Annotated in this window: 25 protein-coding genes; 7 read left to right on the plus strand and 18 right to left on the minus strand. The window is 64.0% G+C overall.

All coding sequences use genetic code 11. The features are described 5' to 3' along the window. Positions 1-85: 85 nt before the first annotated feature. The 7 genes from KU306_RS08590 to pyk all read right to left on the minus strand — a co-directional run bounded on the left by KU306_RS08590 (position 86) and on the right by pyk (position 7,429). Positions 86-1,348: an SPFH domain-containing protein gene (locus KU306_RS08590; protein ID WP_258301705.1), complete on the minus strand. Its 1,263-nt coding sequence runs from the start codon at positions 1,346-1,348 to the stop codon at positions 86-88. A gap of 120 nt (positions 1,349-1,468) precedes the next feature. Then, positions 1,469-2,065: an NfeD family protein gene (locus KU306_RS08595; protein WP_007545237.1), complete on the minus strand. Its 597-nt coding sequence runs from the start codon at positions 2,063-2,065 to the stop codon at positions 1,469-1,471. A gap of 78 nt (positions 2,066-2,143) precedes the next feature. Then, positions 2,144-3,286: a DUF4352 domain-containing protein gene (locus KU306_RS08600; RefSeq protein ID WP_258301706.1), complete on the minus strand. Its 1,143-nt coding sequence runs from the start codon at positions 3,284-3,286 to the stop codon at positions 2,144-2,146. Continuing rightward, positions 3,286-3,483, minus strand: a complete 198-nt coding sequence (locus KU306_RS08605) for a hypothetical protein (protein ID WP_258301707.1) — start codon at positions 3,481-3,483, stop codon at positions 3,286-3,288. Before KU306_RS08605 ends, KU306_RS08600 begins: the two co-directional genes overlap by 1 nt. Beyond that, complete coding sequence (locus tag KU306_RS08610) at positions 3,480-5,210, minus strand: DUF7282 domain-containing protein (RefSeq protein WP_258301708.1); 1,731 nt, start codon at positions 5,208-5,210, stop codon at positions 3,480-3,482. The genes KU306_RS08605 and KU306_RS08610 overlap by 4 nt, the downstream gene beginning before the upstream one ends. A 153-nt stretch (positions 5,211-5,363) precedes the next feature. Then, positions 5,364-5,579 carry a DUF7312 domain-containing protein gene (locus KU306_RS08615; RefSeq protein WP_258301709.1) on the minus strand — a complete coding sequence of 72 codons (216 nt, stop codon included), beginning with the start codon at positions 5,577-5,579 and terminating at the stop codon, positions 5,364-5,366. A gap of 89 nt (positions 5,580-5,668) precedes the next feature. Then, positions 5,669-7,429, minus strand: coding sequence for a pyruvate kinase (gene pyk / locus KU306_RS08620; RefSeq protein WP_007545241.1), 1,761 nt, complete (start codon positions 7,427-7,429; stop codon positions 5,669-5,671). A gap of 161 nt (positions 7,430-7,590) precedes the next feature. Here pyk and KU306_RS08625 point away from each other — a divergent pair, with 161 nt between their 5' ends. Continuing rightward, a complete protein-coding gene (locus tag KU306_RS08625) occupies positions 7,591-8,409 on the plus strand; it encodes a cytochrome b family protein (RefSeq protein WP_258301710.1) in 819 nt (272 codons plus the stop codon). Positions 8,410-8,419: 10 nt separating this feature from the next. Here the strand turns inward: KU306_RS08625 and KU306_RS08630 are convergent, their stop codons facing one another. The 8 genes from KU306_RS08630 to ppsA all read right to left on the minus strand — a co-directional run bounded on the left by KU306_RS08630 (position 8,420) and on the right by ppsA (position 17,401). Beyond that, positions 8,420-8,725: a DUF7979 domain-containing protein gene (locus KU306_RS08630; protein ID WP_258301711.1), complete on the minus strand. Its 306-nt coding sequence runs from the start codon at positions 8,723-8,725 to the stop codon at positions 8,420-8,422. A gap of 138 nt (positions 8,726-8,863) precedes the next feature. After that, positions 8,864-9,169, minus strand: a complete 306-nt coding sequence (locus KU306_RS08635; RefSeq protein WP_007545243.1) for a DUF7979 domain-containing protein — start codon at positions 9,167-9,169, stop codon at positions 8,864-8,866. Positions 9,170-9,248: 79 nt separating this feature from the next. Continuing rightward, positions 9,249-11,339: a methionine--tRNA ligase gene (metG, locus tag KU306_RS08640; RefSeq protein ID WP_258301712.1), complete on the minus strand. Its 2,091-nt coding sequence runs from the start codon at positions 11,337-11,339 to the stop codon at positions 9,249-9,251. Positions 11,340-11,603: 264 nt separating this feature from the next. After that, the gene (locus KU306_RS08645; RefSeq protein ID WP_007545245.1) at positions 11,604-12,281 is read right to left on the minus strand and encodes a LiaF transmembrane domain-containing protein; all 678 of its coding nucleotides are present in this window, start codon (positions 12,279-12,281) and stop codon (positions 11,604-11,606) included. Positions 12,282-12,522: 241 nt separating this feature from the next. Beyond that, the gene (locus tag KU306_RS08650; RefSeq protein WP_007545247.1) at positions 12,523-13,089 is read right to left on the minus strand and encodes a YqaA family protein; all 567 of its coding nucleotides are present in this window, start codon (positions 13,087-13,089) and stop codon (positions 12,523-12,525) included. Positions 13,090-13,133: 44 nt separating this feature from the next. Continuing rightward, positions 13,134-14,207 (minus strand): tyrosine decarboxylase MfnA, encoded by a 1,074-nt coding sequence (mfnA, locus tag KU306_RS08655; protein ID WP_258301714.1) that lies wholly within the window; start codon positions 14,205-14,207, stop codon positions 13,134-13,136. A gap of 86 nt (positions 14,208-14,293) precedes the next feature. Continuing rightward, positions 14,294-15,031, minus strand: a complete 738-nt coding sequence (locus tag KU306_RS08660) for a CPBP family intramembrane glutamic endopeptidase (RefSeq protein ID WP_258301715.1) — start codon at positions 15,029-15,031, stop codon at positions 14,294-14,296. A 102-nt stretch (positions 15,032-15,133) separates the two neighbouring features. Next, positions 15,134-17,401, minus strand: a complete 2,268-nt coding sequence (gene ppsA / locus KU306_RS08665; protein ID WP_007545253.1) for a pyruvate, water dikinase — start codon at positions 17,399-17,401, stop codon at positions 15,134-15,136. A gap of 433 nt (positions 17,402-17,834) precedes the next feature. On the opposite strand from ppsA, the gene KU306_RS08670 reads away from it, so the two are divergent. Continuing rightward, entirely contained in the window at positions 17,835-18,434 is a 600-nt protein-coding gene (locus KU306_RS08670; RefSeq protein WP_007545254.1) for a J domain-containing protein, read from the plus strand. 54 nt (positions 18,435-18,488) lie between these two features. Here KU306_RS08670 and KU306_RS08675 read toward each other — a convergent pair whose 3' ends face one another. Continuing rightward, on the minus strand, positions 18,489-19,268 hold the full coding sequence (locus KU306_RS08675; RefSeq protein WP_007545256.1) for a DUF7839 domain-containing protein: 780 nt from the start codon (positions 19,266-19,268) through the stop codon (positions 18,489-18,491). Positions 19,269-19,383: 115 nt separating this feature from the next. Between KU306_RS08675 and KU306_RS08680 the strand changes: the two genes are divergently transcribed. Beyond that, positions 19,384-20,076 (plus strand): metallophosphoesterase, encoded by a 693-nt coding sequence (locus KU306_RS08680; protein WP_258301716.1) that lies wholly within the window; start codon positions 19,384-19,386, stop codon positions 20,074-20,076. An 18-nt stretch (positions 20,077-20,094) separates the two neighbouring features. Here KU306_RS08680 and KU306_RS08685 read toward each other — a convergent pair whose 3' ends face one another. Further along, on the minus strand, positions 20,095-21,375 hold the full coding sequence (locus tag KU306_RS08685) for an NAD(P)/FAD-dependent oxidoreductase (RefSeq protein WP_258301717.1): 1,281 nt from the start codon (positions 21,373-21,375) through the stop codon (positions 20,095-20,097). Between the two features lie 94 nt (positions 21,376-21,469). On the opposite strand from KU306_RS08685, the gene KU306_RS08690 reads away from it, so the two are divergent. The 4 genes from KU306_RS08690 to KU306_RS08705 all read left to right on the plus strand — a co-directional run bounded on the left by KU306_RS08690 (position 21,470) and on the right by KU306_RS08705 (position 24,883). Continuing rightward, positions 21,470-22,639: a threonine synthase gene (locus tag KU306_RS08690; RefSeq protein ID WP_258301718.1), complete on the plus strand. Its 1,170-nt coding sequence runs from the start codon at positions 21,470-21,472 to the stop codon at positions 22,637-22,639. Positions 22,640-22,739: 100 nt separating this feature from the next. Further along, positions 22,740-23,444: a metal-dependent transcriptional regulator gene (locus KU306_RS08695; protein WP_007545266.1), complete on the plus strand. Its 705-nt coding sequence runs from the start codon at positions 22,740-22,742 to the stop codon at positions 23,442-23,444. Then, a complete protein-coding gene (locus tag KU306_RS08700) occupies positions 23,441-24,136 on the plus strand; it encodes a TMEM165/GDT1 family protein (protein ID WP_007545268.1) in 696 nt (231 codons plus the stop codon). The genes KU306_RS08695 and KU306_RS08700 overlap by 4 nt, the downstream gene beginning before the upstream one ends. Before the next feature lie 99 nt (positions 24,137-24,235). Continuing rightward, the gene (locus KU306_RS08705; protein WP_049918897.1) at positions 24,236-24,883 is read left to right on the plus strand and encodes a LysE family translocator; all 648 of its coding nucleotides are present in this window, start codon (positions 24,236-24,238) and stop codon (positions 24,881-24,883) included. A gap of 72 nt (positions 24,884-24,955) precedes the next feature. Here KU306_RS08705 and KU306_RS08710 read toward each other — a convergent pair whose 3' ends face one another. Continuing rightward, entirely contained in the window at positions 24,956-25,828 is an 873-nt protein-coding gene (locus KU306_RS08710; RefSeq protein ID WP_007545272.1) for a DUF726 domain-containing protein, read from the minus strand. Positions 25,829-25,942: the final 114 nt, after the last annotated feature.

A 25,942-nucleotide genomic window follows, 5' to 3' on the forward strand; every position in this document is an offset into this window, starting at 1 on the left:
GGAACTAGTCTGTATTCGACGACAAGACCGACGATACCGACGATACCAACAATAGCGACGATACCGACAGCGACGGCGACAGCGACTATTCGAGGTCTTTCTCGAACTCCATCGCTTCTTCGTCGTCGCTGCTGTCCGTGCTGCCGCTGCTGTCACTGCCAGATTGGTCGTTCGACGCGGCCGCGGTCTCGTCGGCGTCAGCTTCCGAGACGACTTCGTCGGCGGGTTTGATGGACTGTTCGTCTTCTTCGTCGGCCTCGGCGATGACCTCGTCGGGCGACTTGATGTTGTTCACTTCGGCACCCGCTTTGATGGCTTCGGCCTCCTGTTCGAGTTGCTCGACGTCCATCTCGGCCGCCTGGTCGATTTGGCCGAGAATCTGCTCGATGTCGTCGAGTCCGATGAGTTCGCGCGTCTCTTCGTCGAATTCGAGGCTGGAGAGGCTCTCCGCATCTTTCACGTCAGAGCCGGTCAGCTGCTTGCCGTAGCGGCCGAGCAGCGACGTGAGCTCTTGCGGCAGGACGAACGTCGTCGATTCGCCCTGACCGATGCGTTCGAGCGTCTCCATGCCTTTGTCGATGATGGCGCGTTCGCCCATCGACTCGGCGGACTTCGCACGCAGGACGGTCGAGATGGCGTCACCCTGCGCTTCGAGAATCTGCGACTGCTTTTCACCCTGTGCGCGGATGATGTTCGACTGCTTTTCACCTTCGGCCTTCTCGACGGCGGAGCGACGCTCACCCTGCGCTTCGAGAATCATGGCGCGGCGACGGCGCTCGGCGGAGGTCTGCTGCTCCATCGCCTGCTGCACGTCGGCGCTGGGGTTGACCTCGCGGACTTCCACGGACTCGACGCGGACACCCCACTCGTCGGTGGGCTCGTCGAGTTCCTTGCGGATGCGGGCGTTGATTTCTTGGCGTTTGTTGAGCGTGTCGTCGAGTTCCATGTCGCCGAGGACGGCGCGGAGCGTCGTCTGGGCGAGGTTCGAGACGGCGCGCTTGTAGTCGTCGACTTCGAGGAACGCCTTCTTGGCGTCCATGACTTTGATGTAGACGACTGCGTCGGCGGTCACCGGCGAGTTGTCGCGGGTGATGGCTTCCTGCCGCGGCACGTCGAGCGTCTGGGTACGCATGTCGAACGCGTACGTGCGAGAGACGAACGGCGGGATGAAGTTGATACCCGGTTCGAGCAGACGCCGGTACTCACCGAAGACGGTGAGGGCCTTCTTTTCGTAGGCGTCTACGATTTCGACCATCTGGTACACCGTCACGATGGCGAGCACGAGGACGAGAACGCCGATAGCGACGCTCCCAAACCCAAGCCCCGCCTGGAGGGCAAGTAGGTCCATATCCCGGTCTAGGGTTGGCCATGTGATAAGTATTCGTGTGCCAGCCCCGCCACGTCGGACGGTTTCTGCTTCGCGTCGGTGGTGGACGCTCGGCCCTCCGAGGTCCCCGAAGTGCGTTGGTTAGACCTCTTCTGCGCCTTCGCGTTCTTTCTCGCGCTCCTGTTCTCGTGCTTCGGCCTGCCGAACGCGCTCTCTGGCGAGTTCGCGGTCGATTTCGTCTTGTCCGACGTCGAATCCTTCGACAGTGACGACGTTGCCGCCGCCGGGGTCGACCACGACGACTTCGCTTCCGACTTCGATATCGCCGTGGACCGAGCGCGCTGCGTAGAAGGGATTGAAGCCACCTTCGTCGAGTTTTACCTCGCCGCTGGTCGGGGTGACACGTTCCGTGACGCGGCCGGTCTTTCCTTTCAGCGCGTCGGAGTCACTCGTCCGGCCCTCGCCTTTGCCCCCGTAGATGTCGAGTTCGCGGTAGCCATACAGTGCGAGGGCACCGAAGCCGAACACCAACAGTCCGAGGACGAACGGTGCTGCGAGCGGCGGGAACAGCAGCCCGACGAGACCCGCAGCGAGGAGGGCGACCCCGACGACGACGAAGTGCGCACCGGGAACGATTGCTTCGGCGAGTGACAGGCCGAGCCCGGCGAGAACCAAGAGCAACGGAAGCGTCTCGGGGCCGATGAGACCAGCCTGCAACGGGAACGGCGGGTAAACCATACAGGCCCTAGGGACGTGACCTGATTAAGGGTTGAGGGTCGAACTGCGTGAGTCGCGTCGGAAAAACCAGCGGCCGGCTTACGATTCGGTCTGTGGTTCCGCCGCCAGCGAGTCGTCGTAGACGAACGCGACGGTGTCTTCGTTCGACGGCTGGACGACCAGCGTGCCGGTCTTCGTGTCCTCGGGCACGGCGTAGACGGTCCAGACCGTCTTCGAGTCGTTCGGTGCGAAGAGACCGCCGCCGAACGCACTCACGTTCCGAAGCGGCTGGTGGCCGTGGCGGACGCCGTCAGATTCGAAGACGACGGCCGACTGCGAAAGCGAGCCCGGCGAAGACCCCTGATTTGTCACGTTGAACGCCACGACGACGAACTGCTCGCCATCAGGGGCGGTGAACGTGTTGTTTCCGACCGTTATCGACGATGTCGTCTGCGCGTTCCACCGAGCAGTCATGTCTGCGGACGACGATGGCGCGGTCGAGACCGCAGAGATGGCGACGCCGCTCGGACCGCCGGACCCTCCGGACCCGTTGACCACGGGACCGAGTGCGGCGACCGACCCGAGGGCGAGAACGAGAAGGAGGACGGCGACGACGACGACGCGAACGCTCGGCGGTGAGCTAGATTTGAGGTCGTCGAGCGAGGACGGCAGGCGGTCACGGAACGAGCCATCGTCGGAACTGCCGCCCGAGCCACCATCTCCATCACCGCCGCCAGTCAGACCACTGATTCGCTCCTGAATGGCCGCCAACGGGAGCGACGAAAGCGCGTTTTCGATTGGTTCGGGGAGGTCGAACGGCAGTCCGAACTCGACTTCTGCGGTCTCGTACACGTCGCCGTCGGTGTACTGTCTGACCGACTCTTCCATGCCTTCGTTTTCGACGGTCTCGCCGAGTTCGTCGCGGTCGAGGAGTTTCACGTCGTGGTTCGTGGCGAGGCCGCGAACCTCGTCTGCGAACTCGCCCTGCGAGGCGACGACGATGACGTCTATCTGTCGCTTTTTGGCGTGTGCGATAAATCCGCGAACGTGGTCCTTCGTCACCTCTGCGTCGACGGTCGGGAGGACCAGCATCATCCCCTTCGTCCCGTCTGCGCGCTGGCCCTGGACGAGGAAACGACCTTCGCCACGGGGTTGTATCTTGGTCTGCCAATTGCGTTGGGTCCAGAGGTCCGACAGGAAGCGGACGAACTGCTTCGACCCGAGTTCGACCAACCGCGGCATTACCAGTTCACCTCGCCACCCGCGCTGTCGGGATGTTCGTCGTGTCCGGCCATGTCACGTTCGTATCTGTTCGAGTGACGAGCAGGATTCAGATTAAAACTACCGTCGCAGTCACCGTGCTCGACGCGTTCGCCTGAGTCGGTCTCGGTTCGTTCGTTCATCGTCGATAGCCTGCTGTGATGCGTCGTGTCGGTCATTGGCGCCTCCGTGCGAGAAGTCCGGTGACGACGAGCGCGACGACGACCAACCCGGGCGAAAGCGGGATTCCCGTGTTCGTCGCCGACCCCGAGGGTTCTAACGGCGTCCGTTCGGTGACGGGGTAGGGCGTTGCCGTCGCCGTCGCCGTCACTTGTTCGGCCGCTTCTTCGGTACTGGTCGCCGTCGTCGGGTTCGGCGTCGGCGTCTTCGCGTCCGGTTCGAGGCGCACCATCGCGTCGTCGGCGACGATGCTTCCGTTCGTTCCGTTCGTCCGGTACGGCGGGTCGTCGCTCACCGAGAAGTTCTCGTCGCGGTTCTGGTCGGTGTGAGCGACAGCGAGCAGTTCGCCGTCGGCCAACTGTCGCCGGTCGAACTCGACGATGACGTTCTCGTGGGTTCCCGGTGGCAGGTACGCGCTGGTTCCCAGCGGCTCTTCGTCCGCTGTCTCGACGCGGACGAAGCCACCGACAGAGAGCGTCACCTCACTGACGGTGACGTAGGTTCCGTCGGTCTCCTGGTCGACAAAGCGCATTCCGGCGTCGGATTCGAGGAGTTCGAGCTTCGTTTCGGTCTGGTCGCGGAGGTCGTAGTAATCGCCGCGAATCCACAGTGGGAACGAGAGGCCGCGGTCCTCCGGAGCGAAGGTCAGGTTCTTGCTGAGCGTCCCGTTTTTGCTCACCGTGACCGGAACGAGTTTCAAGAACGGTTGGCCGGGTGCACGGGCACGAACTTCGAGGACGCTGTTGGGTGCAATCGTCGTTTCGCCGGTGACGTTGACTTGCAGGGCCTCCCACGGGTAGGTCGTCTCGTTGTGGACGTCGATAGAGATGGTCGGCTCGACGAGTTCGACACGCGACCGCGCCGTGATGGTGTCTTCTTCGACGAGGCTGTTGTTCTCGCCTTCGAGCGTGACCGTCACCTCGTACTCTTCTGTGTCGCCTTCGAGCGGGAGGTCAGACGTGTCCCACACGACGTAGATGAGGTCGTTTTCGAGGTCTTCGACGACCGTCGCCCCGTTTTCTGGCGTCGCGAGGAACGTCTCTTGCTCGTGGTTCGGACGCACTTCGAGTTGGTTCATCGAGACTTTGATACCGTTGGCTGTCGGGCCGCCGGAGATGTCATCGGGTTTTAACGCCGATTCGAGGCCGCTCTCGTTGAGTTTGATGACTGCGTAGTCACCTTTGGCGACCATCTGGCGTTTCGTCATCGAGCCCGGAAGCGAGTCGGCCGAGATGCCGTCGTCGGAATCGTTGAGGCTCGCCGGTGCGACGTGGGTCTCTGCAGAGGTGTTCCCACGTGGCGTCACTTTGAGCTGGCCGATTGCCCGTTCGACGCCGCCGATGGTCACGTTCATCAGGTACGTCGAGGGTTCGATGGGTTCGTCGAGCGAGGCGGTCGTGAGGTTCTTCGCACCGCCGCCGCTGATGTAATCGGACGCGTTGTTGGCGGTCGAATTGTACGTGTCGATAGTGACGGTGGTCGTTCCCGACCCGGTAAGCTCGACCGTCAGGTGGTAGCCGTAGTCGTCACCACCGATGTGGAGGGTGCCGGATTCGGAGTGCGAGACTTGTATCTCGACTTCGTCACCACGGGTGACAGTCGTGACATCCTTCTCGAACGACGCACTCGGTCCGTCGGCCGCGACTACCGAGACCGGAACCCAGAACGACGCGACGAGGACCATCACGGCGACGAGTAGCGAGGGTATGCGGACTGCGTAACTCATGTCGTATGCCCGGTTGGGGGTTGACGAGGATTCCAACCGGGAGGTTATAAATCAAGAGGCTCGGTTATCAAAATCGGAAATTCGAGGGGCGGCGGCTCGGTTCGCGTAGCTCTGAAGCGGTCGCGTTGGTGTGACCAGCGAGCAGGCCGACAGTCAGAGAGCGTTCGGGAACACCGCAGACAGAAGCAGCCCGACCGTCAAGAGAACCCCGAGCACGACGAACAGGACGTTCTCGGCGTTCGGCGACCCAGGTTCGATTGGCTCTTGCTCTGGGGGTTGGTCTTCGATAAGTCCCTCTGGACCGACCTCGTCGACGCCGGATCGCCAGTCGCCATCGTCGTCGGCTTCGGAACTGGGGGAACGTGACATCAGTTTCGAATACGCGATGCGTTCTGAAAGGGCTACCGCACTCGTGGTCGGAGCAGACTCCTGAACTCGTGTGCGAAGCGGGTACCGTACTAGTCCCGCTCGGAGCGGTCGAAGCCGATGACGTCGCCTTCGTAGACGATGCCACGTTCGGCGTGCAGCGTCACGAGCGACCCATCGCTGACCGTGGTCGGGAGGGGTGCGCCCGAAATCATCGGGATATCGAGTTCGCGGGCGACGAGAGCGGGGTAGCCCGTCATCCCGGCGCGGGCGTCGACGATACCTGCAAGCTTGTCGGCGTCGCCGTCGAACTCGCCGTCGAAGTCGGCAGTGAGCGAGAGAATCGCGCCCTCGGGCACGTCCGAGAGGTCGCCGTCGCTCGTCCGGTAGACGGGACCGGCGACGCGGCCACCGACCACTTTCCGACCGTTGGCGACGGATTCGGCGGCGACGTGGACCTTGAGCATGTTCGTCGTGTTCGTCCCTTCGAGTTCGGTCATCATCCCGGAGAGGACGACGATTGTGTCGCCGGACTCGGCCACGCCAGCGTCGAGGGCGGCCGTGACGGCGTCGTCCATCACGGCCTCGACGCTGTCACTGTAGTCGGAGTACTCGGCGGAGACGCCCCACGAGAGGGAGAGTTGGCGGCGAGTGCGGTCGTTCGGCGTGACCGCGACGACGGGGACGCCGGGCCGGAACTTCGCGGTCTTTCGGGCGGTGTACCCGGACTCGGAGACGGCGACGACGGCGGCGGCGTTCACGTCGCGGGCGAGGTAGCGCGCAGAGCGGGCCAGTGCCTCGGTTCGTGAGCTTTCGTCGGCCGTCGGGACGCGCTGTTCTTGGCTCTCGTCGTATTCGGGGCTGGCTTCGACCTCCTGGACGATACGGGACATCGTCTCGACGACGCGCACGGGGTGGTCGCCGACGGCCGTCTCGCCGGAGAGCATCACGGCGTCGGTGCCGTCGAGGACGGCGTTTGCGACGTCAGAGGCCTCGGCGCGGGTGGGCCGGCGGGCACGGACCATCGAGTCGAGCATCTCGGTCGCGGTGATGACCGGGACGCCAGCGGCCTGCGCTTTGCGGATGGTTCGCTTCTGGATGATTGGGACCTCTTCGAGCGGGCACTCGACCCCGAGGTCGCCGCGGGCGACCATCACGCCGTGGGCGGCCTCGATAATCTCGTCGAGGTTGTCGACCGCACCGACGCGCTCGATTTTGGCGATGATGGGGATGTCAGCGCCGAGTTCCTCCAGCGTGTCGCTGATGGTGTACACGTCGGCCGCGTCGCGGATGAACGAGGCGGCGACGAAGTCGACTTCCTTCTCGGCGGCGAGTTTCAGGTTCTCGTAGTCGCTGTCGGTGATGAGGTCGATGTCGAGGTCGACGCCGGGGACGTTCACGCCCTTCCGGGAGCCGAGTTGGCCGCCGGAGACGATTTTCGCGTAGACGGAGTCGTCTTCGACGCGCTCGACGGTCGCTTCGATGCGGCCGTCGTCGAGGAGCACTCTCGCACCCGGTTCTGCGGCGGAGATAGAATACGAGAGACCTACTGCTTCGGGTGTCGCCTCGTCGCCCTCGTAGAACTGGACCTCGCTTCCCGTTTCGAGGTAGATGTCGTCGTCGATAGGGGCGGTTCGTACTTCGGGGCCCTGCAGGTCGAGCATGGCCGCGAGCGGTTCCTCGGTCGCGTCGTCGACAGCGCGAATGCTGTCGATGACCTCCGACCGGTGTTCGACGTCTCCGTGGCTCGCGTTCATCCGGGCGACGCTCATTCCAGCGTCGGCGAGCCCACGAATCGTCTTTCGGTCGAAGGAAGACGGACCGAGAGTACAGACGATTTTCGCGTTTCGCATAGCGCGACCTACGGCCGAGAAATAAAAAAGCCCAATGATAAACTCGGTGTCGAGTAATTGGTTCACATACGTACGCTATTGAGACGCAGCCCCGACGTTTTCTCATTTGTTGGTTGTGAACGTTCCACATTGTTTTTGCTCTCAGAGACCAACCTAGGAGCATGCGCCGAACTGACGGCCCACTTCGGACCGATGGGGGAACCGGTGCGGGCGACACATCCGGGGCAGACAGTTCACCCGAAGCCGACGGCGGTCTCCCGACGGGGCCCGTTCCACCGGACGACGAGACGCCAACGTGGCGCGAACGAAAGGAACGAAAGACGGGGCTCGCTCGGCTCACCTACGAGTACTTCGAACGCTCTCGCTACGAGGACCAAGAGCTGAGGCAGTCGTCAGACTACGTCGAGCGCGACGTGCTCGCGTTCCCGACGTGGCCCCACGAGACGGTTCGGAACCTCTCGATTGCGTCGTTCTTCGTCGGGATGATTCTGTTCCTCTCGGCGACGATGCCGCCACACATCGGCGCACCCGCGAACCCGAGTCAGACGCCGGCGATTATCCTGCCCGACTGGTACCTCTACTGGTCGTTCGGGCTGCTCAAACTCAGTCCGTTGAATCCGGACCTCGCCATCCTCGGCGGGCAGAAAATCATGGCCGACCGTACCTACGGCGTTCTCGCGAACGGTGTGGTCGTCGGCTTCATCGCCATCGTCCCCTTCCTCAACAAAGGAAGCGCCAGACGCCCGGTCGAAGAGCCGTTCTGGGCGGCCGTCGGCGTCTTCGGTGTGGTCTTCGCGCTGACCATCTCGCTGTTGGCAGTCAAGAACCTCATGCCGATGAACGTCGACCTGCTGTTCGACCTGACGTTCCTGCTCCCAATCGTCCTCGGCATCGTCACCTACGCGGTGCTCAAGACGATGCAAGAGGGATACATGTACAACCTCAACCGCCGCTACTACCGGCTCAGACCGCCACGATAGGGCTTTTTGGTCACGGGACCGCGACGCTGGTCTTGTACACCGACCCGTCGTAGCGGACGTAGCCGGGGTCGATGAACTCGTTTCGGTCGGTTCCCTTCTGAATCGTCGCGCCACCGTCTGTTTCGAGCGCCTGCTGGAACACCGACTGCTGCTCCGGTGAGAGGTTCTCGAACGAGACGGCACCCTCGCCCGCCGGCAGTTCGTCGACCGCCTCGACGGTCAACTGGCCCGTCCCGTTGCTCCCGCCGAGACAGCCCGCAGAGAGCACGACGAGCACGACGACGAGTGAAACGGTGACCGAACCGGTGAGTCGCATGCCCGACGGTCCACCGTTAGGAATAAAAGTGACTCCGGTTGCGCTGCGACATTCGAGACGCGAACGTGTCGTGACAGTCGAGATACGAATGCATTCGACGGTCGAGACGTGAACGGCAGAAAATCCGCGTGCGACGACTCAGTTCGACGTGACGGTCGTCTTGTAGATGCCACCGTCGTAGCGGACGTAGCCGGGGTCGATGAATTCGTTACGCGCGGCTTCGTTCGGTAGCTCGACGCCGTCTCCCGTCTGGAGCGCCTCTCGGAAGGCCTCGCGTTGGTCGGGGTCGAGGTTGTGGAAGGAGACTGCACCCTGTCCCTGCGGGAGGTCGTCTACCTGTTCGACGGTCAGCGTTCCTGCGGACCCGCCCAGTATTCCGAACGCGACCACGGCCACGACGGCCACGACGACGACACCGGCGACAGTTCGGCCATCGAGTTCCATAGCCATCGCTCGGCAGTCAGGACAGATAGCGGCTACGAAATCGCATTCGGATTCGAATCAAAAAACCAGGTGTGCGGAGCTACTGGACCTTGGTACCGGGGACGGCGTCCTCGTAGGTCGTCAGCAGGTCGGCCTGCTCACCTGCGGCCAACAGCATGCCGTTGGACTCGGTGCCGAACAGCTCGGCCTTTTCGAGGTTGGCGACGATGATGACCTTCTTGCCAGCCAGTTCCGAGAGGTCGTGGAGCTGTTTGATTCCGGCGACGATTTGACGCTCTTCGACGCCGATGTCGACGGTCAGCTTGGCGAGTTTGTCGGCTCCGTCGATGCCTTCGGCGTCGAGAATCTCGCCGACGCGAAGGTCGAGGTCCTGGAACTCCTCGAAGGAGATGCGGTCGTCGGCGATGGGTTCGAGGTCAGAGTCGGCTTCCATATCGTCGTCTGCGTCCTCCTCCGCCTCGTCGCTTTCGGATTCCGTCGCAGCGACGCGCTCGGCGAGTTTCTCGTTGAGTTCCTCGACGCGGTCGTCTTCGATTTTCTCGAAGAGCGCTTCGGGTTCGTCGAACGACGCTGCCGGGGCCTCGAAGGCTGCATCGACGCCGACGTCCGCGACAGCGCCGTCTTCGCCGAGTTGCTCCCAGAGCGCCTGCATCTTGTCGGGTGCGACGGGGTGGAAGAGGACGGCGACGGCCTTCGCAATCTGGACGCAGTCGCGGATGACCTGTGCGGCGGTCTCGGGGTCCTCGTCGGTGAGCTTCCACGGTTCGTTCCGCTGGATGTACTCGTTGCCGAACTGCGCGAGGCGGACCGCGGCGTTGCCGGACTTCCGAATCGAGTAGTCGTTGATACCGGCTTCGAACTCCTCGATGGCTTCCTCGATACGGTCGCGAACTTCGGCGGAGAGGTCTGCTTCCGGCGTCCCCTCGAAGTTGCGGTAGGCAAAGAGCATCGAGCGGTAGAGGAAGTTGCCGACGGTGCCGACGAGTTCGTTGTTCACGCGCTCTTGGAACTTCGACCACGAGAAGTCCACGTCCTGCTGGAACCCGCCGTTGGTGGCGAGGTAGTAGCGAAGCAGGTCGGGGGGGAAGCCCTCGTCGAGGTACTCGTCGGCCCAGACGGCGCGGTTGCGCGACGTGGAGAAGCCTTTGCCGTTGAGCGTGATGAAGCCGGAGGCCATGACGGCGCGAGGCTCCGTGTAGCCTGCACCCTTGAGCATCGCCGGCCAGAAGACGGTGTGGTGCTGGATGATGTCGCGGCCGATGATGTGGACGATATCACCGCCGGATTCGGAGCCTTCCGACTCCTTCCACGCGGCCTCCCAGTCGAAGGTGTCGGCACCGACGCGCTCTGTGTACTGCTTCGTCGAGGCGATGTATTCGATAGGCGCGTCTACCCAGACGTAGAGGACGAGTTCGCCCTCGTCGTCGTCGGGGTAGTCGATACCCCAGTCCATGTCGCGGGTGATACACCAGTCTTGCAGTTCGCCCTCTATCCACTCGCGCGGCTGGTTCTGCGCGTTCGAGGTGCCTTCGAGGCGGTCGATGAACTCCTGCAGGTACTCCTGGAGGTCGGAGACGGCGAAGAACTTGTGTTCGCGCTCGCGGTACTCCGCGGGGTTGCCGGTGCGAACCGACGTCGGGTTCTCGATTTCGCCGGGTTCGAGGTGGCGACCACAGCCTTCGTCACACTCGTCGCCGCGGGCGTGTGCGCCGCAGTACGGGCAGGTCCCCTCGACGTAGCGGTCGGGGAGCCACTGGTCCGCGTCGGGGTCGTAGGCGACCGGAATCTCTTTTTCGTAGACGTAGCCCTCGGCTTCGAGCGTGCGGACGATTTCCTGCGTCAGTTCGGTGTTCGTCTCGTCGTGGGTGTGGCCGTAGTTGTCGAAGTCGATGTTGAACCGCGGGAACGTCGCCTCGTACTTCTCGTGGTGGCGAAGCGCGAACTCCTCGGGTGTGACGCCCTCTTCTTCGGCGTTGACGGCGACCGGGGTGCCGTGCATGTCCGAGCCGCTGACGAAGGCAGTCTCTTGGCCGAGTGTTCGCAGCGAGCGACTGTAGATGTCGCCGCCGACGTACGTTCGAAGGTGGCCGATGTGGAGGTCGCCGTTGGCGTAGGGCAACCCGCACGTCACCACCGCTGGGTTCTGTGTGGGGAAATCCTCGTGACTCATATGTGTCGTGTATCTCGGATGCGGGCCTAAAGCCCGCCGGTACGGATGTGTCTGTCAGTCGATGCGGAGACGGCCCGGGGTTCGCCGGGTTCGGACCCGCCGTGTGTTACCACGGCGAGCACCGAGAACGGGTCCACCCGTGGCTAAAAGGAATAGCGCATGCGCATGTTGTCGGGGAGGCCCGTCGCTGTCACACCGAAACGAAAGCAGAGGGCGAATATAAAATGTCGGGCTTACTACCGTCGACGGCCAGCGACGCCGAGTTCAGTCTTTGACCGTCACGCCACCGAAGGCACAGAAGCCCGAGACGACGAGGTCTACCGAGTCGTGGGTCGGTTCCTGTCTCGGCCGTTCGTCTTCGACACCGCCGAGGACGGGCAACACGTCCAGTTGGACGTTCCAGTCGCGCGGGACGACGACTTCGACGCCACCGAACAGGCACGTCGTGTTCACCCGGACCGGACTGTCGAGTTCGACCACGTCGCGGAGGTCGAGGTCGACACCGCCGAAGAGCGCGGTGATGTCGCCACCGGCGAACCGGCCAGTCGTCGCGCGTGCTTCGCGCCCGCCGAAGACGGCGACGAGGTCGACACGGTCGCCCGTGATGGGTTCGACGGACGAGCGGAATCGGCCGAGTGCCATCGAAAGCCCGAGGATGACGAGCAGGACGGGCCAGAACGACACGAGTTGCGACCCGGTCACGACGTCGAGCGCGACGGCTTGCCACGCTCCCGCGACGGTGATGAGGACCAGCGGGCCGCCGACGTTGCGGAAGCCGCTGGCGACGAGCGCGTAGACGCCCGCGAGGACGAACAGTGACGGGACATATCGGAGGAGCCCGGTCGTGTCGTAGAGACCGGTGGTGTTCGCGAGCAGTACGAGGCCGACGACGACGATTGCGCCCCCGACGACGACCTGATTTGAAATGCGTCTGTAGGCCATGGTTCTAGTACACGGCACTGAGAGATAACCCAGACTGCCGATTCTCACATCTTGAGGGGAAACAGTCAGACTCGGCGCTTGAGGGGAAACAGTCAGACTCGGCGCTTGAGGGGAAACAGTCAGACTCGGCGCTTGAGGGGAAACAGTCAGACTCGGCGCTTGAGGGGAAACAGTCAGACTCGGCGCTTGAGGGGAAACAGTCAGACCCGCGGACGAGAATTCGCGTCCGCGCTGTCGCGGCTCAGATAACCGCCGCGATGGCCTCGATACCGACGAGCGTCACGATGAGACGGCCGCAGGAGCCGACGAACGTCGCCGCGGCGAACTTGAGGTAGTCGTCTTCGAGGACGGCGAAGGCGTAGATAGAGAGCGTGTCGGGGAACCCGGGGACACAGAGGGCGGCGGCGAGCCCGGCGAAGCCCCAGTTTTGGGCGATTTCGACCGCCTTTCGTTCGGACCACCCCATCACGTCGACCGGGAGTCGCGCGAGGAATCGCTCGAAGTAGCCCGACTCTTTCGTCTCGCGGCCGATATGGAACGCGAAGACGCTGCCAGCCGACTTGCCCGCGCCGCTGACGAGGATGATGAGCGCGAGGCGGGCACCACGGGACAGGCCGAGGTCGAGCGGTGCCGCGAGGACGATTTCGCTCACGCCCGGAAGCGCGAACGCGATGAGAAACGAGTAGACGAAGATGATTGCCAATCCGACCCACCCGGTCGCCGTCTCGACGAGCGACGAGAGCCACGAGAAGTCGGGGAAAACACCGAGTGTCAGGTCAGCGAGCGACACGAGCGCGTCCAGAGTCACACCAGAGGGTCACAACTAGGCGGATGTAAGCTTTCAGGTTCGGGTCAGTTACGCGCAGGCGCGCGTGAAATATCGTCGAGGTCGGCGAGGAACGCCCGAAGCGACTCGCGGGTGACGTGCGGCATGCAGACGACGCGGAGTTCGCCCGAAGCAGTTCGCGAGATGCGCCACCCAAGGTCGCGAAGCGAGTCGAATTCGGGTTCGGGAAGACGCGCGGCGACAAGCGGGAGTTCCGGTTCGACCGCGTCGTACCCGCGGGCGACGAGTTCGTTGTAGAACCAGTTCGCGTTCGCCTGCTGGCGCTCGTACGTGTCGCGGTAGCCGTCGGGCCACAGTTCGCGCATCGCGGCCGCGGCGGACGCGACGCCAGCGCCGCTTCGCGTGCCCGTGAGGCTCGCCTGCGACGCGGATTCGAGATACGGCGTGTCCACCGCGAGCGCGTCGAGAACCTCCTTATTGCGGAACAAGAGTCCGCCCGCGGGGACGACCGCCTGCCCGTACTTGTGGGGGTCGATAGTCATGGAGTCGACTGGCGCGTGGGCGAACGACCACTCGTGGTCGGTAAAGGGGAGGATGAAGCCGCCCCACGCGGCGTCGACGTGCATGAGCGCGCCGACGTCGTGTGCGATGTTGGTCAGTTCGGGAATCGGGTCGACGCGGCCGAACTCGGTCGTGCCGGCGACGCCCGCGACGAGAATCGTGTGGTCGTCGACCGCTCCGCGGACCGCCTCGGTGTCGGCCCGGTAGTCGCCGTCGACCGGGACGATTCGCAACTCGACGCCGAGTACGTCCGCGGCCTTCTGGAAACTGAAGTGGATGCTCTCGGGTGCGACGACGTTCGGGTCGTCGTCTCGGACGAGATTTCGCGCGGCCCGGATGGCCTGAATATTCGCCTCTGTGCCACCGCTGGCGATGTAGCCGTGTGGCTCGTCGAGGCCGGTTATCTCCCCGAGGGATGCGAGGGCGTCCTCCTCCTGGGCAGCCACCGCTTGGTAGGTGGCTGGGTCGCCGGGATTCGTCGCCAGAAATCGTTCTGCGGCCTCGCGGGCGGCCGGATGTGGCTTCGTGCACATCGACGAGAGGACGCGGTCGAATTGTTGCGGTGCCGCGCGCTGCATGCATCTCTGTATATGGGCCCCCAGTAAATCGGTTCCGCTCCGGTGCGACGGTGTGTCTCACCGCGAACTCGATGTCGAGTTCACGTTCATCCCACGGCCAGCGTCGAGAGAAACAGCGTCGCGTTGTACAGTGCGTGAACCGCGATGGGAACGACGATATTTCCGGTCCGTTCGTAGACGGTCCCGAGGACTGCACCGACGAGAAACAGCGTCGTGAGCGGGACGACCACGAGCACGCCGCCTCCGATGAAGTTGAACACGTGAAGCGACGCGAAGATGGCGCTGGCGAGTGCAATCGCGCCGACGGGGCCGAACGTCGCCCGAAGTCGCCCTTGGACCGCGCCGCGAAAGAGCAGTTCCTCGCCGGGCGCGATGACGAAGATAGAGAGGAGCGCGAGCGCGACGAGTAGCCGAGGGTCTGCCGTCCCGGATGCACCGAAGACCGACCGAAGCGGGCTGAGGTCGACAACGGTCGACGCGACGAGGAGAACCGCGACAGCAGCGAAACTCCCGCCGAGTCCGACGGCGACCCACGTGAGGTCGCGTCGCGTAGGGGTTCGAATCGGCACTCCATCGAGGAGTGTCACGGCGGCGAGCACACCGACGATGGCGAAGCCGAGCTGAGAGGGTAGCAACGCGACCAGAAGGACGACTGATGGCTCTTCGGCGATCGGGATGCCGAGTGCTAGCAAGGGAACGAACGCCGCGATAGTGAGGACGACCCCGAGCGCGAGACCGGCGACGACGATGGCGAGTGCCACGGCGACGGCGCGAACGTGGGCGAGGACGCCCGTGCGGGAGGGTACCGCTGCGATGGAGGGCATGGGAGACAGACGAATCGGTCAGCCTAGAGAGACGACGGTGACGGACAAAAAGGCGGGCGTCGAGTGTTCGAAGTTCGATACCGAAAAACCGCGCGCCGCGGCTTAGCGAACCGAGTCGAGGATGAGGCGCTGTTCGACGCGCTTGACCTCGTGTTGGACGTCGCGGACGGCGTCGATGTTCGCCGAGATGGAACTGACACCCTCGTCGACGAGGAACTGGACCATCTTCGACTTCGAGCCGGCCTGGCCGCAGATACTCGTCTTGACACCCTCTTCGCGGCACGTCTCGATGGTGTCGCCGATGAGTTTGAGCACGGCCGGGTGGAGTTCGTCGTAGAGACCGGCGACGTGCTCGTTGTTGCGGTCCACCGCGAGCGTGTACTGGGTCAGGTCGTTCGTCCCGAAGGAGGCGAAGTCGATGCCCGCGTCGGCGAGTTCACGGATGCCGAGCGCCGCGGCGGGGGTTTCTATCATGACGCCCCACTCGCGCTTGTCGGGGTCGATACCCGCTTCTATCATGTGCTCTTTCGCGCGGAGTACGTCCTCGGCGTCGTTGACGAGGGGGAACATGATTTCGACGTTGTCGTACCCCATGTCGAACAGTCGCCGGAAGGCGTCGAGTTCGAGGCGGAAGATGTTCGGATTGTCGAGGCCGCGACGGATACCGCGGTAGCCGAGCATCGGGTTGTGCTCGCGCGGTTCGTTCTCGCCGCCTTCGAGTTGGCGGAACTCGTCTGTCGGCGCGTCGAGCGTGCGGACGCGGACGGGTCGCGGGTAGAATTCCTCTGCGACCTCGCGAACGCCGGAGATAATCTCGTCGACGTAGGCGCGCTCGCCGTTCTGCTCGATGTAGCGCTCGGGCGTCTTGCCGAGCGTCAGCACCATGTGCTCGATACGGAGGAGGCCGACGCCGTCTGCGCCGGTCGCCGCAGCGCGTTCCGCGGCTTCCGGAATCGACACGTTGACCTTGACTTCCGTCGCGGTCATCGGCTTGACTGGCGTCTTCGGACGCGCTTCTTCGACGGGTTGGCGCTGCTTCTCTTCGGGTTCTTCGCCCTCGCGGATGGTCCCTTTGTCGCCGTCGATGGTGATGACCTCGCCGTCGGAGATGGTCTTCGTGGCCTCGCCGGAGCCGACGACGGCCGGAACGCCGAGTTCGCGCGAGACGATGGCGGCGTGGGAGGTCATTCCGCCCTCGTCGGTGACGATGCCGGCGGCGCGTTTCATCGCGGGCACCATGTCGGGCATCGTCATCTCGGTGACGATGATGTCGCCTTCGCCGACCTGGTCGAGGTGGTCGAGTTTCGTGACGATTCGGGCGCGTCCCGAGGCGATACCAGGGCTTGCGCCGAGACCGCGAAGCATGACGTCGCCATCTCCGGACGAGGAACTGCTCGCAGTCTCGGCAGCACCGCCGTCACCGTCGCCCGAGATGGTCGTAATCGGGCGCGACTGGAGCATGTAGACTTCGCCGTCGTAGACGGCCCACTCGACGTCCTGTGGGGCGTCGTAGTGGTCTTCGACCAACTCGCCGAGTTCGACGAGTCTGTCGAGTTCCTCGTCCGAGAGCACGCGGGCGTGGCGCTTCTCGTTCGGCACCTCGCGGTCGACCGTCTCGCCGGTCTCCTCGTCGCGGATGCACATCATCTTCTTGTCGGCGATGGTGGCCGTCTCCACGTCGCCGGTCTCGCGGCTCACGACGTAGTTGTCGGGCGAGACGGTACCGGAGACGACGGCTTCGCCGAGGCCCCAGGCGGCTTCGACGATAATCTGCTCGTCACCCGTCGAGGGGTGGCGAGTGAACATCACGCCGGACTTCTCGGAGTCGACCATCTGCTGGACGACGACCGCGATATCGACCTTATCGTGGGGGAAGCCCTTCCGGTTGCGGTAGTAGATTGCGCGCTCGGAGAACAGCGAGGCCCAGCACTCCTTGACGCGTTCGAGGAGGGCTTCCTCGGTGACGTTGAGGAACGTCTCTTGCTGTCCCGCGAAGGAGGCGTCGGGGAGGTCTTCCGCCGTCGCAGAGGAGCGAACCGCGACGAACGCGTCCCCTTCGCCGAGACTGCCGTACGCGTCGAGAATCTCCTCACGGACGCTCTCGGGCATCGGCGTCTCCATGATGAGTTCGTGTGCTGCCTCGTGAGCCGCTTTCAGCGCCGCAGAGTCTTCGTGGTCGACGTCAACCGCGGAGAAGAGTTCGTCGTCGATTCCGGAGTCCTCGATGAAGGAACGGTACGTGCCCGCCGTCACGACGAACCCCGGCGGGACCGGAAGCCCCGCGCTCGTAAGTTCGCCCAGTGACGCGCCTTTGCCGCCGACCAAGTCGAGGTCGTCGGCCCGTACGTCGTCCAGCCAGACTACAGCCATGTGGTATCCGTATGGTCCCACACACGGATAAAGAAGTTTGCGAACGTCACATCTGTGAATAAAAAATAACTCGCGGGCGAGTATGAAATTGTTGCAGGAACCGAAATTCAAGGGCTTCAGCCCTCATACCGGGCGACGACGCGGGGATTGCAGGAGACTTCCCGAACGTTAGTCTGGAAACCCAATGTATCTTCGGGTTCGACCAGCAGTATCCAAAATCGAGGACCCGTTGGGAGACGCGAAGAGCGAATTCGAGACCGAGCCTAGGGCCGTAGTTCGGGTGCGGGTTTGGAGGCGTAATTCGGGAGTGGATTTGGAGGCGTAATTCGGGAGTGGATTTGGAGGCGTAATTCGGGAGCGGGCAACGCGACAGCCGCGACAAGACGGGATGGGTAGCGAGGGGTTCTTGGTTGCTCGTCACCATATTGCTAGCGTGCTTCCGGAGTGGGTCTTTCTGCTCCCGTCGTGGCTCGTCGTCGGCCTCGTCGTGGGCGCGGTGGCCTCGGTCGTGGTCGCCGGAATCTTCGTCGTCGGCAATCGCCTCTTTCCGGAGCCGCGGGTCTCGTCCGCGACTCGCGTCGACGGTGTGGGTCGCCGCCGGTACGAAATCCGCGACTATCTCACGGCCATCGACGAGCGATTCGTCGAGGACCAGCGCATCAACGACGAGGAGGTCGCGTTTTTCCTCCCCGAGCGTGGCGTCGCCATCACGTTCGACGCACAGGCGTTTTTCCGACTCGAACGCGCCGGTGTCTACACCGTGCTGTGCGAACACGAGATGCCGGGCCACCAACTCGGGCGACGACTCCCGTTCGACGTGCCCACTATCGAACCGGAACTAGCCGACCTCGACGACCCCGTCTCGGCCGCGTTCGACAGACTCGGCGTCTCGCCGAACGCGTCGTCGGGAACGGTCCGCGACGCGTATCGGAAACAGGTAAAAGACGTGCACCCGGACCACGGCGGCGACAGAGAGAGCTTCCGACAGCTTCGTGAAGCGTACACGATGGCGCGTGACCACGCCGAGGACTAAGCTGGATTTCTGTGCCGAAGACGACGCTGTCGCTCCCCGCCGAGTGCGTCCTCGCTACGGTTCCGTGACTTCGAACACCACGCCCGCGTCTCGGAGCGCGTCCGTCACGCGCCCGGAGGTGTCGGTGCTGGCGACGACCACAGCGTCGAGGCCGCGAGCGGCGGCGTCCGCTGCGACTTCTCCCGGTGCGAACCACGTGGCGACCTCGACGTCTTCTTTCCGGCAGGCGACCACGGCCTCGACGCCGCTCGCGACGACGATATCTGCCTCTGCACACCGCTCTGCGAACGCGTCGAGGTCGGTTTCTGAACTGCCGCCGAGTCGGGCCGGATGGATTTGCAGGACGCTCACGGCACCGGGTTCCATCTCGATGACGCCCTCGAAACCAGTGACGCTCACGTCTCCGCCTGCCTCGGCATCGGTGGTCGCGACGCCGACTGCCGGGCCGTCCTCCCCCGGTTCGGCGTGGAGAAGGCCGTCTCGGAGCGAGAGCGTCACCGTCTCACCCGACGACACGTCGTCGGTGGCGATGGCGGCGTCTTCGTTCACGCTCTCCAGTACGTCGTCGGTGACGTGGTCGGCGAATCGCTGGAGGGCGCGGACCTCACGAAAGAGCCAATCGACGCCTTCCTTGGTGACGCGGTAGCGCGAGCGACCCTCTTTTTCGACCAGTTCGTCTTCGACGAGGCCGCGGATGTACTCCGAAACGGCCTGACTCGTCACGCCGACGGCCTCGGCAATCTCGCCTTGGCTCACGGCCGGTTGGCGCTCGGCAATCTCGGCGAGGATGCGGAGTCTCGTCGCTGTACGCTTGTCCTCGAGGGCACCGCTCATTATCCGGTAGAAGGACCGGTTTCATAAAAAAGGCCCGCGCTCCAGCGGCGTCAGCGTCGGAGTGCCCGCTCGGCGTGGCGGAGACGCTTTGTTCGCGCCACCCCTTCTCCCGCGTGTGCTCAGTGTCGCCGTGCGTGACCGCGCTGTCTACCTCCCGGAAGCCGATACTGTCGTCGTCGCCGACCTCCACGTCGGCCGCGCCGAGGCCTCAGACGTGTCGTTCCCGCTGGGTGAGCGTGCGGACCTCAGCCAGCGACTCGACGCGCTGTGTGAGGAGTTCGAACCGGCGGAAGTCGTCTTCGCCGGCGACGTTGTCCACCGGTTCGACCACGTCTCGTCCCGCGTTTCCGAGACGGTCGAATCACTCGTCGAGACGTGTCGCGACGCCGGGTCGCGCCCCGTATTCGTCGCGGGGAACCACGACACCGTCCTCGCCGACGCGTGGCCGGGCGACATCCACGACGAGTACAGACTCTCGGACGACACACTGGTTTCGCACGGCCATCGCCATCCCAATGGTTCGTCGCACCTCCACGTCATCGGACACGACCACCCGACAATCACTATCGACGGTCGGACGCGACCCTGTGTGCTCTACGGTCCCGACGCGTACCGCGGCGCGGACGTGCTGATACTTCCGTCGTTCACCCGGTTGGCTGGCGGCGTCGAAGTCAATCAGATGCGGGCCAGCGATTTTCAATCGCCACTGGTCGAGGGTGCGGGCGTGTTTCGGCCACTCGTCCGCGACGAGGACGCGGGCGAGACGCTCACGTTCCCGCCGCTGCAGAAACTGCGCCGGATGCTTTGACCCCGGTCGAAGACGACCTTAGTTCGGGAGGTCTCGACGAATCGCGTCGGCCGCCTCGCGACCGCTTCGCATCGCGCCGTGAATCGACGACCACGTGGTGTAGTCGCCCGCGAGGTAGGTTCGGCCGTTCGGGTCACGAGCGTCGGGAAGCGAGTCGTGGACGCCCGGCGGTTGGGAGAACTGCGCGAAGGAGACGTAGTCGGTGTGGAGCAGTTCGAGGTCGTCGAAGTAGCGCTCGGGATACCACGCTTCGAGCGTCCGGCGGGTCTTCTCGAACAGCGCGTCTTCCGACTCGTCCTGCACTGCTGGCCCCAAGAACGTCGCGTTCAGGAGTTCCGTCCCGCCGGGTGCGTACTCGGGGGCGACCGTCGAGAGTGGAACGATGGTGTTGGGGTCGGGGTCGGCGACGTTGAGCATGATGCGTTTTCCGGCGTCGAGACCGCTGTCGGTCGGGAGCGTGTAGTACTGGGTGACACAGCCGCGCGCGTCGGTCGGAATCGACTCGACGCCCGTGAGTCGCCGGGCCTCTTTCGGGTCGGTCGCGACGACGAGCGCGTCGGCTTCGATTGACTCTCGCCCGGTCGTCACGACCGCGCCGCCGGCGTCGCTCTGAAGCGATTCGACGCGCTCGCCGAGGCGGATGGTTGCCCCCTCGTCGCGGGCGCTGTCGGCGAGTTGCTCGGGGATAGCCTGCATTCCAGCGGCCGGAACGGCGGTCGACCCGGTCGAGAGCATCTTGAAGGTGTACTCGAAGACGCGCTTCGACGTGGAGAGCGACCGGTCGAGCGTGATGCCACCGTAGAAGGGTGCGACGAAGTGCTCGATGTAATCCTCGGAGAAGCCCCAGTCGCGGAGGTGTGCCCGGATGCTCCGGTCGGGACCGTCGAATATCTCGGCTTCGTCGCGGGTGCTCACGTCCTGTCTGAGAGCGAGCGTCCGAAGCTTGTCGCTCGTCGTGATTTCCGGGTTCCGAAGCGAGTCGACCACGCTTTCGATGTCCCGAAGCGGGTCTGAGAGCACCGAGCGCCGACTCGGCCGACAGAGCGTCGCACCCGGCGTGAACCGCCGCAGGTCGAGGGCGTCGAGGTCGAGTTCACGTCGAACCGAGGGGTAGTCGGTCAGGAGGACCTGAAACCCGCGGTCGAGCGTGAAGCCGTCCTTGGTCCGGGTTCGAACGCGACCACCGACTTCGTCACGACGTTCGACGACGGTGACGTCTGCCCCGTCGGCGGCGAGGTGGCGTGCGGCGACGAGTCCCGCGAGTCCCGCGCCAACAACCACGATGTGGCTATCGTCCATACCCGGTCTCTCGGACGGGCGACACAAAGCCCCTGCGGGTGTCCGCCGTCGGCCGACGAGAAGGGCTTAGTCCCTCCCCCCGTAAGGGCCGCCTATGCAACCGTCCGACACGTTCTCTGGGCTGGAGTGTACGGAGACCGGCACCGAATACGATGCCGACGTGACCGGTCGCAGCGAGGCCGGTGCGCCACTGGACCCGATGTACGACCTCGATGCGGTCGATTGGGACGCCGACACGCTCGCCGGTCGAGCGTTCGACTCGATGTGGCGCTACCGCGAACTGCTTCCCTTCTCCGACCCCGTAACCGCGAACGAGGGGGCGACCCCACTGGTCGAAGCGTCCGCTCTCGGCGACGAGGCCGAGGTGGGAACGCTGCTCATCAAGGACGAAGGGCGAAACCCCACGGGGACGTACCTCGACCGTGGGTTCTCTCTTGCGGCGACGGCCGCCCGTAACGCCGAGGCCGAGGTTGTCGCGCACGCCTCTCCCGGCAACGGTGCCCAGTCGGCGGCCTCCTACGCAGGCCTCGTCGATGTCCGCTCCTATGGGTTCGTCCCCTCGCGGACGCCGTTCCCGAACAAGGCGATGGTGAACGTCCACGGCGGCCAGATGAAGGTCGTCGGCGGGCGCTACCCGGACGCGCTCTCGGCGCTCCACGAGCAACTCAAGAGCGACTGGTACACGCTTCAGGAGTTCGACAACCCGTACCGACACGACGGGGCGAAGACCATCGCCTACGAAATCGCCGAGCGACTCGAGTGGTCGGTCCCCGACTGGGTCGTCGTCCCCGCTGCGACGGGTGAACTCGTCTACGGCGTCTTCAAGGGCTTCCGCGACCTCGCCGAACTCGGCCTCGTCGAGAACGTGCCCCGACTGGTGGCGGCGCAGTCTGCTGGCTGTGCACCCATCGCCACCGCGTGGGAGGCCGGAAACGACGACACCGAGGCGTGGAACCACCCAGACACCATCGTCGGCGAACTGGAGATCCCCGACCCCGAAGGCGGGGCGCTCGCACTTCGCGCTATCGAGGAGACAGACGGTCTCGCGGCGTCTGTCGGCGACGACGACGCCCTCGAATCGGCAGTCACCGCAGCGCAAAAAGCGGGTGTCGAAGTCGGCTCGGCAGGTGGTGTCGCGCTCGCGGCCGTTTGGGACCTCGCAGACGAGTTCGACGACGAAGACACCGTGGTCGTCGTCAACACCGAGTCGGGGTCGAAGAACGCCGACATCCTTCGGAGCCACCTGATGGGGCAGGGAATCTAACGACTACGACGGAAATCCCCCGAATCGGGCTTTCAAACCGGGTTCTCTCCCGTCAAACTCCTCCATCAGGTATTTGTTTTAGACGCGTCTAATCCGGGGTATGTTGAGCGACGTGATGGAGGATTATCTGAAGGCAATTTACTCGCTTCAGATGGAACACGGTCCGCCGGTATCCACGTCAGATATCGCGGAGTACCTCGGGAAGACGCCCCCGACGGTGACGAGCATGGTCGGGAAACTCGAAGAGCGAGGACTGGTCGAACGCGAGAAGTACAAGGGGGTCGAGTTGACCGACGAAGGAGAGACCGTCGCGCTCGAAGTGCTTCGACACCACCGCCTGTTGGAAGCGTATCTCACGGAACACCTCGATTACTCGTGGAGCGAGGTTCACGAGGAAGCGGACGCGCTCGAACACCACATCAGCGAAGAGTTCGAACGGCGCGTCGCGGCCGCCCTCGGGAACCCGAAAGTGGACCCCCACGGCGACCCGATTCCGAGCGCCGACCTCACTCCTCCCGACTCGTCGGGTCTTTCGATGCTCTCCGACCACGGGGTCGGCGACACGGTCGTCGTCTGCCGAGTCAGCGACCGCAACCCCGAAGAACTGGAGTACCTCTCCGAGGCGGGCATCACTCCGGGGACGACTATCGACGTGACCGACATCGCACCCTTCGGGATGGTCACGGTGCGCGTGGTCGAAACCGAATCCGAACAGAGCCTTCCCGAATCCGTCGCTCGCACCATTCGCGTCCGAGAACCTGACGGCGACTGTCAGGGCGAGGACGAAGAGGTGTCCATGGCGTGACCTCGTGGGGAGAGATTCTCGTCGTCGCGCTCGTCGCTCAGTTGGCTGTGCTCCCCGGTGAGAAAGTCCAGTTTATCATCGCCGGACTCTCGACGCGATTCGACCCCAAAGTCGTCGTCGCGGCGGCGGGGTCGGCGTTCGCTCTCTGGACCGCGCTCGAAATCGTGCTCGGACAGGCGCTTAAGAACGCCCTCCCACCGGTCGTTCTCGATTCGATTACGGCGATACTGTTCGGGCTCTTCGCAGTGTTGTTGATTCGGGCCGCACCGTCCGGTTCTGACTCTGCCCCGGCGACTGACGGCGGTTTCGCGGACGACGATTTCACGCCGACCGTCTTCGGCCACGAACTCACGAGCACCCGGTTCGGCGGGTTCTTCCCCATCTTTGCGATGATGGCGGCCGGTGAATTCGGCGACAAGACACAGTTGGTGACTATCGGACTCGCCGTGCAGTACGGTGCACACCCGGCAATCTGGGCCGGTGAGATGCTCGCAATTATCCCCGTGAGCATCGCCAACGCGTACTTCTTCCACCGGTTTTCGGACCGCTTCGACGAGCGCAAGGCCTACCTCGGTGCCGCAGGGCTGTTCGCCTTCTTCGCCGCCGATACGGTACTTGCCATCGTCACTGATTTCTCGGTGTGGGAGACGCTCGTCGGAACCGTCTCTGACGCGATTCTCTCGCTCGTCTGACGCTCGGACGCGCCGGTTCCATCGCTTTCGCGTCATTTTTCACGGTTTCGCGCCCAAGAATAGTCGATGTCAACGCTCCCATCACTCGGTGCCGGGTTAGTGTTCGGCCTCGCCCTCGCGGCGCCTCCCGGCCCGATGAACGCAGTCATCGCCGAGGAGAGCGTCGTCCGCGGCTGGGCTGCCGGGGCGCGTGCCGGACTCGGTGCGATGAGCGCCGACGCGCTGTTTTTCGTGCTCGCTGCGCTCGGTCTCGTTGCCTTCGTCGAGCAGTTTCCGACCGTTCGCGGCGTGATGGTCGGTGCTGGCGGTGTTCTCATGCTCTACTTCGCCTACGGTGCTGCACAGGAGACGAGCACGACCTTCCGTGAGGCTGCCGACCACGACGCCGACAGCGCCGGTTTCACGAAAGCGTTCGTGCTCGCGCTGACGAACCCGTATCAGATTCTCTTCTGGCTTACTATCGGCGTCGGCTTGCTCGAAACCGGCACTGTCGACGTGCTCTCACACATGCCCTACGTCGGCGCGTCGCTCACGAACCTCCTCATCGTCGAGACGGGGACGCCAGCGCTCATCGTCGGCTTCTTCGGTGGAATCGCCATCTGGGCGACTGGCTTCCCCGCAGCACTCGTCGCGGCCGAACAGCGTGTCGATTCGTTCGCCCCCGCAGTTGCGGCTCTCAGCGCCGTCGTCCTCGGCGGTTTCGGCGTCTTCTTCCTCTGGGACGCGATGCAGGCACTCGTCCTCTGAGGACGACGCTTCGCTTCGAAAGAGCGTCTTTCGCTTCGAAAAAGAAGAGCAGGCTGGTGCTTCTCCGTCAGTTCAGATGTCGCGGACGATGTCGTCAGCGATAGTGTCGAGGTAGTTACCGTGGTCGTCGCCGACTTGACTCTCGACGTCGCGGTCAGTGTAGTTCGCCGCCGACGTGTCGCCACCTTCGAGGCCGGTCTCCCCGAGTGCCTGGTCGAACTCGATGGTGTTGTAGACCCACTGGAGGACGTCGTCGGCCGCGTTGTAGTAGTTGTAGACGTGTCCGGCGCTCTCTTGGATGGCCTCGTACGTGTCGCGGCCTTCCTCTTTTCCGGGCACCTCGTTGTCGGTGGCGGCTCCGAAGGGGTGCATCGTCTCGATTGTGTACCCCGAGTCGGTCCACGCGCTGCGACTGTCGAGCGTCCGAAGCGCACTGAAGATGACCTGTGCGCCGAGTGAGTGGCTGGTGAACCGAACTGTCGTCCCGGGCGAGGCACGCTTCACGTCGAGTGCGAACTGTGCGAGTTTCCGACCGTTCTTTTGGGCGATTTCTTGGGCTTCGAACCAGCCGAACTCCCAGCCGTCGCCTTTGTCGCTGTCCCACGTGTACCCGACGACTTCACAGTCGTATCCGGCTTCGGTGAGTTTCGTGTCGGCCTTCGCTATCTTTTCGAGGGCGTCCTGTTCCGGGTTGTCGCTGTTTTTGTCCCACCCGTGAGCGAACACGAAAACCTCGGATGCGCTCCCGGAGTCGACGACGGGAACGTCACCGGAGGTGTCGTACCCCCGTGCCGTGTGGCCGGACGTGAGATTCGCGTCGTCGTCGAAGTGGTCCCGAGTCGAAATGTACGGCGTCGATGCCGCCGCTCCGGACGTGGCACCGAAGACGGTCAATCCTGCGAACGTTGCTGCTGTCGTCTTGAGGAATCGTCGTCTGCTTGCCATGGTATGCTCACCCATATGACGATGGGTATCTTCTGTGCACACCGGAACATGATAAATCAAACTACGGTCTGGTACACTGACTAATACACACATGGGCGCGGCTGGATACCCTCC

The organism is Haloferax larsenii, assembly GCF_024730625.1.
GTDB lineage: Archaea > Halobacteriota > Halobacteria > Halobacteriales > Haloferacaceae > Haloferax > Haloferax larsenii.